At 73.8% G+C, this 8,827-nt stretch carries 7 protein-coding genes; 4 read left to right on the top strand and 3 right to left on the bottom strand.

The features are described 5' to 3' along the window. Positions 1-119 precede the first annotated feature (119 nt). From ABZ570_RS02470 to ABZ570_RS02460, 3 genes are all read left to right on the top strand, one after another. Positions 120-3,614 carry a UvrD-helicase domain-containing protein gene (locus ABZ570_RS02470; RefSeq protein WP_358055925.1) on the top strand — a complete coding sequence of 1,165 codons (3,495 nt, stop codon included), beginning with the start codon at positions 120-122 and terminating at the stop codon, positions 3,612-3,614. 221 nt (positions 3,615-3,835) lie between these two features. After that, positions 3,836-4,039: a cold-shock protein gene (locus tag ABZ570_RS02465; RefSeq protein WP_067374184.1), complete on the top strand. Its 204-nt coding sequence runs from the start codon at positions 3,836-3,838 to the stop codon at positions 4,037-4,039. A 224-nt stretch (positions 4,040-4,263) separates the two neighbouring features. Continuing rightward, complete coding sequence (locus ABZ570_RS02460; RefSeq protein ID WP_358055923.1) at positions 4,264-4,455, top strand: hypothetical protein; 192 nt, start codon at positions 4,264-4,266, stop codon at positions 4,453-4,455. Between the two features lie 74 nt (positions 4,456-4,529). Here ABZ570_RS02460 and ABZ570_RS02455 read toward each other — a convergent pair whose 3' ends face one another. From ABZ570_RS02455 to ABZ570_RS02445, 3 genes are read right to left on the bottom strand one after another with little or no spacing between them, the layout of a single operon-like run. After that, on the bottom strand, positions 4,530-5,414 hold the full coding sequence (locus tag ABZ570_RS02455) for an ABC transporter permease (protein WP_358055921.1): 885 nt from the start codon (positions 5,412-5,414) through the stop codon (positions 4,530-4,532). Next, positions 5,404-6,180, bottom strand: a complete 777-nt coding sequence (locus ABZ570_RS02450) for an ABC transporter ATP-binding protein (RefSeq protein WP_358055919.1) — start codon at positions 6,178-6,180, stop codon at positions 5,404-5,406. The genes ABZ570_RS02455 and ABZ570_RS02450 overlap by 11 nt, the downstream gene beginning before the upstream one ends. Continuing rightward, complete coding sequence (locus ABZ570_RS02445; RefSeq protein WP_358055917.1) at positions 6,177-7,241, bottom strand: ABC transporter substrate-binding protein; 1,065 nt, start codon at positions 7,239-7,241, stop codon at positions 6,177-6,179. The genes ABZ570_RS02450 and ABZ570_RS02445 overlap by 4 nt, the downstream gene beginning before the upstream one ends. A gap of 229 nt (positions 7,242-7,470) precedes the next feature. Here ABZ570_RS02445 and ABZ570_RS02440 point away from each other — a divergent pair, with 229 nt between their 5' ends. Continuing rightward, positions 7,471-8,781 carry a pitrilysin family protein gene (locus ABZ570_RS02440; RefSeq protein ID WP_358055915.1) on the top strand — a complete coding sequence of 437 codons (1,311 nt, stop codon included), beginning with the start codon at positions 7,471-7,473 and terminating at the stop codon, positions 8,779-8,781. Positions 8,782-8,827 lie beyond the last annotated feature (46 nt).

The raw sequence follows: 8,827 nt of genomic DNA, 5'->3' as shown, positions 1-8,827 counted from the left end.
CGTGAGCGCGAGGAGTGAGCCGGGGTTGCGAGCCCCGCAGTCGCGAACGAAGAAGGCACCGTGAGCGCGAGGAGTGAGCCGGGGTTGCGAGCCCCGCAGTCGCGAACGAAGAAGGGACCGTGACGACCCAGCCGAGCCTGTTCAGCGCCGGGGCCACGCCGGCCCCCCGGACGGCGGACGCCGGCCCTCGGTACACCCCGGTGGAGCTGGCGAAGCTGCTCCGGCTGCCGGCGCCCACCCGCGAACAGGCGGCGATCATCGCCGCGCCGGTGGAACCGCTGCTGGTGGTCGCGGGCGCCGGCTCCGGCAAGACCGAGACGATGGCGGCCCGGGTGGTCTGGCTGGTCGCGAACCAGTACGTGCGGCCCGAGCAGATCCTCGGCCTCACCTTCACCCGCAAGGCCGCCGGTGAGCTGGCGCACCGGGTGCGTACCCGGCTCGACCAGCTCATCCGCCGGCTGGGCCGGCAGGGCCGGGACCCGCACGACGACCCCCTCGCGGGCGAGCCGACCGTCTCCACCTACCACTCGTACGCGGGGCGGATCGTCACCGAGCACGGGCTGCGCGCCGGGTACGAGCCGACCACCCGGCTGCTCACCGAGGCCTCCCGCTGGCAGCTCGTCGACCTGCTGGTCCGCAACTACGACGGCGACATGTCCGAGGTGGACCGGATGCCCAGCACCGTCACCGACGCCGTGCTGGCGCTCGCCGGGGAGCTGGACGAGCACCTGGTCGACCCGGACCAGCTGGCCGCCTGGACCGGCCGGTTCTTCGCCGAGGTGCAGTCCCGCCCTGGCCGGGTCTACGCCGACGTGCGGAAGGCGTTGCAGCTCCAGCAGACCCGGCTGAAACTGCTCCCGCTGGTGCGGGCGTACGCCCGGCGCAAGGACGACTTCGAGGCGATGGACTTCGCCGACCAGCTCGCCCGCGCCGCCCGGGTGGCCCGGGACCATCCCGGTGTCGGGGTGATCGAGCGGGACCGGTTCCGGGTGGTGCTGCTCGACGAGTACCAGGACACCAGCCACGCCCAGGTGGTGCTGCTCAACGCGCTCTTCGGCGGCGGCCATCCGGTCACCGCGGTGGGCGACCCGTGTCAGTCCATCTACGGCTGGCGGGGCGCCAGCGCCGGCACGCTGGACCGGTTCCCCACCGAGTTCGCCCGCGCCGACGGCACCCCGGCCCGGGTGCTGAGCCTCACCACCAGCTGGCGCAACCGCCCTGAGATCCTCGGTGTGGCCAACGCGCTCTCGGTGCCGCTGCGGGCGGCCGGCGCCCGGGTGCCGGAGCTGCGCGCGGCGCTGAGCGTCAGGGACCCGATCCCGCACCGCAGCCCCCGCCGGCAGGCGGCCGGCACCGTGCACTGCGCGCTCCTGGAGACGTACGCCGACGAGGCCGAGTGGATCGCCGACAGTGTGCTCGCCGCCTGGCGCGGGGCGGCCGGGATGCCGGACGCGCTGCCCGAGCACATCCCGGTGCCCCGGCGGCCCACCACCGCCGTGCTGGTCCGGCTGCGCAGCCAGATCCCCGCCGTCGAGTCGGCGCTGCGCGCCCGGGGCCTGCCCGTCGAGGTGGTCGGCCTGGGCGGCCTGCTGGACACCCCCGAGGTGAGGGACGTGGTCTGCACGCTGCGGGTGCTCGCCGACCCGACCGACGGGGCGGCGCTGCTGCGGCTGCTCACCGGTGCGCGCTGGCGGATCGGGCCGCGCGACCTGGTGGCCCTGCACCGGCGGGCGAAGGCCATCGCCAGGGCCCGCCGGGAGCTGGCCGGCGACGACGGGCCGGAGATCACCGTGGACGCGCTGGACGACGCCACCCTGGTCGAGGCGCTGGCCGACCTCGGGCCGGCGCAGGCGTACTCGGCGGAGGGGTACGCCCGGCTGCGGTCGTACGGGATGGAGCTGGCGCTGCTGCGCTACCGGCTGGACCAGTCCCTGCCGGAGCTGATCGCGGACATCGAGCGGACCATCGGCCTGGACGTGGAGGTGGCGGTCCGGGCCGGCCGGGACGGCACCGGCGACGCCGGCCTGGCCCGCGGACACCTGGACGCGCTCGGCGACGTGGCGGCCCGGTTCTCCGGCGAGACGCCTGGCGCGACCCTGGCCGGGTTCCTCGCCTACCTGGCCGCCGCCGAGGACGAGGAGCGCGGCCTGACCCCCGGCGAGGTCGAGGTGGTGGAGGGCGCGGTGCAGATCCTCACCGCGCACGCCGCCAAGGGCCTGGAGTGGGACGTGGTGGCGGTGGCCGGGCTGACCCGGGGGGTCTGGCCCGGGCCGGTGCGCAACTCCGACCACTGGCTGGGCGGCCTGGGCGTGCTGCCGTTCCCGCTGCGCGGCGACGCCGACGGGCTGCCCGAGCTGGGCCTGGCCGGGGCGGAGGACCAGCGCGGGGTGGCCCGGGCGCTGGAGGACTTCACCGACGCCTGGCGGGCGCACGACGAGCGGGAGGAGCGCCGGCTGGCGTACGTGGCGGTGACCCGGCCCCGGCGGCTGCTGCTCTGCTCCGGCTACTGGTGGGGGGAGGGCACGAAGAAGTTCCGCGGCCCCTCGGTGTTCCTGCGCGAGGTGCACGACGCCTGCTTGGCCGGCGCGGAGGGGCACCTGGTCGAGGAGTGGGCGCCCGAGCCGGCCGGGGACGCGGTGAACCCGACCACCGAGACCGTGCTGCGCGCCGAGTGGCCGGCCGACCCGCTCGGCGCCCGCCGGCCGGCGCTGGCCGAGGCCGCCGCGCTGGTCCGCCGCTACCTCGCCGACCCGGAAGCGGCCCGCCGCTATTTCGCCGAGCTGGAAGCGGCCCGCCGCCACATGGCCGAGCCGGAGGCGGCCCGCCGCGGGGCCGCAGCCCTGGCGGCGGCTGGTGCGCCGGCCGGTGGTCGGCCGGCCGACGGTGATTCGGCCGGCGACGAGCCCTCGCCCGCGGTGGACCCGGAGGTGGCCCGCTGGCGGCGGGAGGCGGATCTGCTGCTGGCCGAGCGGGCGGAGCTGGCCCGCCGGGCGGAGGCGGTCGAGGTCGAGCTGCCCGGGCACCTGTCGGTGACCCAGTTGGTGGCGCTGCGCCGCGACCCGGTGGCGCTGGCCCGGGCGCTGCGCCGGCCGATGCCCGCCGAACCCAACCCCTACGCCCGGCGCGGCACCGCCTTCCACACCTGGCTGGAGCAGCGCTTCGGTGCCGACCGGCTGTTGGACGTGGACGAGCTGCCCGGCGCGGCGGACGACGACGCCGCCCCGGACGAGGCGCTCACCGAGCTGCAGGAGCGCTTCCTGGCCAGCGAGTGGGCCGATCGGGTGCCGGTGGAGGTGGAGGTGCCGTTCGCCACGGTGATCGCCGGTGTGGTGGTCCGGGGCCGGATGGATGCCGTCTTCGCCCGCCCCGGCGGCCGGTACGACGTGGTCGACTGGAAGACCGGCCGGCAGCCCACCGGGCGGGAGGCCGAGGCGGCGGCGGTGCAGCTCGCGGTCTACCGGCTGGCCTGGGCCGAGCTGGCCGGCGTGCCGGTCGAGCGGGTGGGTGCCGCCTTCCACTACGTCCGGGACGGGGTCACCGTCCGGCCGGCCGACCTGCTCGACGCCGACGGGCTGACCGCGATGATCGCCGGCGTGCCGGAAGTTCGGGCGTAAGCCCACCCCGGCCGGCCAAACCGTGATACCTTGGCTGCGTTGCAGTTTTGGTTTCCAGTGGCTCTGCGTGCGCCTGGCGGATTGTGGCCCCAGGCGCATTTTGTTGTGTCCGGAGTGCTCCAGGCGGGGCGACCAGCGGCGACAGGTGTGCCGGGAGGCACACCACCCATCCCGGTCCGCGACAGGCGCGGGCCGGATCGTTCCGTCGAAGGAGACGAACAATGGCCATCGGCACCGTCAAGTGGTTCAACGCTGACAAGGGCTTCGGTTTCATCACCCCGGACGGCGGCGGCGCCGACGTCTTCGCCCACTTCTCGGCGATCCAGACGTCCGGCTACCGCTCGCTGGACGAGAACCAGCGCGTCGAGTTCGAGGTGACCCAGGGCCAGAAGGGCCCGCAGGCGGAGAACATCCGCCCCCTCTGATCCGTCACTCCCGGGTGCGATGACCCCGGGGCGCGGATTTCCCGGAAAGGGTGGCTCTCGGATCGCCGGGAGCCACCCTTTCCGTGTCCGCGGGCCCGGCCTCCAGAGTCGGGGATCTGCGCGGGCGGCGTCCGATAGGCGACTGTTCCGCGCGGCCGTCCCGGGTTTGCTGGCATCGGAGGGAAGAGGTCGGGCGCGCCGACCCGGGCGCGGAAGGGGTGACCATGACAGGCGAGGCCCGGTCGGGGGCGGCCCGCGAGCTGCTGCTGGTCCTCGCGGTCGCGGGGCTGGGTCTGGCGCTCGCCATGGTGGCCGCGTTCGGGCCCTGGCACCCGGCCTCCGCCGGCCCCGCCCGGGTCGGGCTCGTCGAGCTGCACAGTCCGCCCGGCTGGGCGGTCGACGCGGCCGCGGGCTGAGCCGAGCACCGGTCGCCGGCGGAGCCGACAGCGGCGAGCGTGGCCCGGAGCGCGCGGAGCCGTACCCGCACGCGTCAGTCGCCCGCCTGGTCCAGCACGCCCCACCGGCGGCGGATCGCCTTGTCGACCGCGCCGAAGGCGGCGTCCACGCCGAGCCCCAGCACCAGGATGACGATCATGATCGCCATCAGCCGGGGCGCCTCGCTGAGTTCCCGGGCGTAGGTGAGCTGCGCGCCGATCGACGTCCGGGTGGCGATGACCACCAGCAGCTCGCCGGCCATCAGGCTGCGCCAGGCGAACGCCCAGCCCTGCTTCAGCCCGGCGACGATGGCGGGCAGCGCGGCCGGCGCGATCACGTACCGGTAGAGGTGGAACCCGCGGGCGCCGAGGTTCCGGCCCGCCCGGACCAGCAGCGGCGGCACGTAGTCGACGCCGTGGATGACGCCGTTGGCGACCGACGGCGCCGCGCCGAGCACCACCACGAAGAAGATCGCCTGCTCGCTGAGCTGGAAGAGCAGGATGGCCAGCGGGAACCAGGCGATCGACGGCATGGTCTGCAGCGCGGTGATCATCGAGCCGAGCGCGGCTCGGAGCACCTTCACCCGGGCCACGGCCAGGCCGAGCACCAGCCCGACCGCGACCGCGGTGGCGAAGCTGACGACGGCCCGTCGGCCGGTGGTGGCCAGGCCGTCCCAGAGCGCCGAGCTGACCAGGTAGTCGCCGAGGTCCGCGAAGACCACCGCCGGACCGGGCAGGGCCCACGGATCCTTCCAGCCGGTCCAGACCACGGCCTGCCAGGAGGCCACGGCCAGGGCCAGCGCGGCCAGCTTCGGCCACAGCGCCGCCCAGGCCCGGCGCAGTCGGCTCGGGCCCTGTTCCCGGCCCGCGATCTCCAGGGCGTCCAGGCCGGAGATCTCCGCGTCGGTACGCGCGGATCCGGCGAGCATGTCACTGGCCATGGCGGCCCACCTCCGTACGCAGCCGGTCGGTGACCTCGGCGGCGATGGTCGCGATCTCCGGGGAGTCGATCCGGCGGGGCCGGGGCACCTCGACCCGGGTGGACCAGATGATCCGGCCGGGCCGGCTGGAGAGCAGGACGATCCGGTCGGCGAGCCGGGCCGCCTCGCGGACGTTGTGGGTCACGAAGAGCACGGTGAGCCGGCGCTCGGACCAGATTCGTTCCAGCTCGTCGTGGAGGATGTCCCGGGTCATCGCGTCGAGCGCGCCGAACGGCTCGTCCATCAGCAGCACCGGCGTGTCCAGGGCGAGCGTGCGGGCCAGCGCGACGCGCTGGCGCATGCCGCCGGAGAGCTGGTGCGGGCGTCGGCGGCCGAAGTCGGCCAGGTGGACGGTACGCAGCAGCTCGGCGATCCGCGCCTTGCGCTCGTCCCGGGGCAGGCCGCGCAGCTTCAGCGGCACCTCGACGTTCGCCTCGACGGTGAGCCACGGGAAGAGCGCCGGCTCCTGGAACATCAGGCCCGGGTGCGCCTCGCCCAGTCCGATCCGCCCGCCGGTGGGGCGGTCCAGCCCGGCGACCAGGTTGAGCAGGGTGCTCTTGCCGCAGCCCGAGGCGCCTACCAGGCAGACGAACTCGCCGGGGGCGACGTCCAGCGAGACCCCGTCCAGGGCCAGGACGGCGTGCTCGCCCTGGCCGTACACCTTGGTCACACCGTGCAGCGCGACCGCGCCGGTCGCGCCGCGCGGGGCTGTCCTGGTCGACGTCACGGCTGGGTGACCTCGGGCCTGCCCTGCGCCCTGAGCACCTCGTTGAGGTACTTCAGGTCGTAGAGGCCGTTGAGGTCCACGGGCTGGGTCAGCTCGACGGCGACCGCGTGGTCCAGGCCGGTCTTCAGCGAGGACGCGATCGGGTCGTTGGTGAACTCCAGGGTGGGCCACGCCTGCTTGATCAGCTTGACGTCCAGTGGCTTGCCGGTGATCTTGCCGATGTGGTCGGAGACGGCCTGCTGGGCCTCGTCCGGCTTGCTGTTGACGAAGTCGTTCGCGGCGACCTGCCCCTCGACCAGCTTCTTCACCACGTCCGGGTGGGCCTTCAGGAACTTCGTGCTGACGATCAGGTTGGTGATGACGAACTTCCGGTCCGGCCACAGGTCGCGCTCGTCCAGCAGCACCGTGCCGCCGGCGTTGACCAGCCGGGAGACGTACGGCTCGGGCACCCAGGCGCCGTCGATCGCGCCGCTGAGGAAGGTCTCGACGGTCTGCGCGTTCTCCTGGGGGACGACCTTGACGTCGCCGCCACCCTCCTTGGTGGTGCTCAGGCCCTTCTCCTTGAGCCAGTAGCGCAGCGCCACGTCCTGGGTGTTGCCCAGCTGCGGCGTGGCGATCCTGCTGCCGTGCAGCTGCTCGACCGACGTGATCTCCGGCTTCACCACCAGGGCGACGCCGCCGGAGGCGGCGCCGGAGACGACCCGGACCGCCTCACCCTTCGATTTGGAGAAGGCGTTCACGGTCGGGTTCGGACCGATGTACGTGGCGTCGAGCGCGCCGGAGAAGAGCGCCTCGATGGCGGCCGGGCCGGCGTTGAAGGTCTTCGTCTCGAGCTTGACGTCGCTGCCGAGCTTCTCGCTGAAGATCCCCTTCTCCACGCCGACGACCGCGGGCGCGTGGGTGATGTTGGGAAAGTAGCCGAGGCGCAGGGTCACCGGACCGGACCCGCCGGCGGTGGCGTCGGTGGCGTCGCCGCAGGCCGCCGTGGCGCCCAGGGCTGCCGTGCCGACCAGGCCGAGGGCGACCAGCGGGACCAGCCGGCGGAGGGGAAGCCGTCTCATCGTCCATCCAATCCACATTATTCCTACTTGATAGATAGGAACAGTGGGGCAGGCGAAGCCCGGCGTCAAGGCCCATCCGCGATTCGGGACGGCCCGCCTCGCGTTTCTCGACAATTCCTACCTGTTCGATGGAGTAGGCGAGGCTGGTCGACGGAACGCCGCGCGGCCCGTCCGGAGCGCCGCGCCACACCGCCGGTGTGCGGGGTGCCGACGCGCTAATGTCGATCACGTGCCGACGCGGAGAGCGAGAATTCCAGCGACGAAGTACCCGGTCGAGCGGTTCACCCTCGACAACGGCCTGCGGGTGGTGCTCACCCCCGACCGCAGCGCCCCGGTCATCGGGGTGGCGGTGGTCTACGACGTCGGCATCCGGTCCGAGCCGGAGGGGCGCACCGGCTTCGCCCACCTCTTCGAGCACCTGATGTTCCAGGGCTCGGAGAACCTGGAGAAGCTGGCCCACTTCCGGCACGTCCAGGGCGCCGGGGGCACCTTCAACGGCTCCACCCACCTCGACTACACCGACTACTTCGAGACCCTGCCCAGCAACGCGCTGGAACGGGCGCTCTTCCTGGAGGCCGACCGGATGCGCGGCCCCCGGCTGACCGAGGAGAACCTGCGCAACCAGGTCGACGTGGTCAAGGAGGAGATCCGGGTCAATGTGCTCAACCGGCCGTACGGCGGTTTCCCCTGGCTGACCCTGCCGCCGGTCATGTTCGACACCTTCCCCAACGCGCACGACGGCTACGGCTCCTTCGACGACCTGGAGTCGGCCACCGTCGCCGACGCCGCCGACTTCTTCCGGCGCTACTACGCCAGCGGCAACGCGGTCCTCGCCGTCAGCGGCGACATCGACGTGGCCGAGGCGACGGAGCTGATCGAGCGGCACTTCGGGGACGTGCCGGCCCGGCCAGCCCCGGCCCGTCCCGACTTCGCCGAGCCCGACCTGACCGCCGAGCGGCGCCGGTCGTACACGGACAAGCTGGCCCCGCTGCCGGCGGTGGCCGGGGCCTGGCGGGTGCCCGACCCGGTGACCGACTTCGTCGGCTACCTGCCGTACGTGGTGCTGGCCGAGGTGCTCACCGACGGGGACGCGTCCCGGCTGGTCGAACGGCTGGTCCAGCGGGACCGCACGGTCACCAGTCTCGGCGGCTACCTCGGCTTCATGGGCGACCCGTTCGACGTGCGCGATCCCACCGCGCTGCTGCTCCAGGCCCACCTGCCGCCCGGCGGCGACGTGGACAAGGTGCTGCGCACTATCGACGAGGAGTTGGACCGGCTCGCCACCGACGGGCTGACCGAGGGGGAGCTGGCCCGTACCCAGGCCCGGATGGCCACCCACCTGCTGCGGGACACCGACGCGGTGCTCGGCCGGGCGCTGCGGATGGCCGTGCTCGAACAGCAGCGCGGCGAGCCGGGCCTGCTCAACGAGCTGCCCCGACTGGTCGGCGAGGTGACCGAGGAGCAGGTCCAGGCCGCCGCCGCCGCCCTGCGGCCGGAGCGCCGCGCGTCGATCGAGGTAATTGCCGGAGGTGGCCGGTGAGCGCGAGGAGTGAGCCGGGTTTGCGAGCCCCGCAGTCGCGAACGGA

Source organism: Micromonospora sp. NPDC007271 (assembly GCF_040634005.1).
Lineage (GTDB): Bacteria > Actinomycetota > Actinomycetes > Mycobacteriales > Micromonosporaceae > Micromonospora.
The sequence above is the reverse complement of the archived record's forward strand: the minus strand, read 5'-3'. Positions and strand labels throughout refer to the sequence as shown.

What these genes read in the sequence shown, in the direction of transcription:
- ABZ570_RS02465 (WP_067374184.1), top strand. Translation starts at nt 3,836, where the DNA reads ATGGCCATCGGCACCGTCAAGTGGTTCAACGCTGACAAGGGCTTCGGT.
- ABZ570_RS02460 (WP_358055923.1), top strand. Translation starts at nt 4,264, where the DNA reads ATGACAGGCGAGGCCCGGTCGGGGGCGGCCCGCGAGCTGCTGCTGGTC.
- ABZ570_RS02455 (WP_358055921.1), bottom strand. Translation starts at nt 5,414, where the DNA reads ATGGCCAGTGACATGCTCGCCGGATCCGCGCGTACCGACGCGGAGATC.
- ABZ570_RS02445 (WP_358055917.1), bottom strand. Translation starts at nt 7,241, where the DNA reads ATGAGACGGCTTCCCCTCCGCCGGCTGGTCCCGCTGGTCGCCCTCGGC.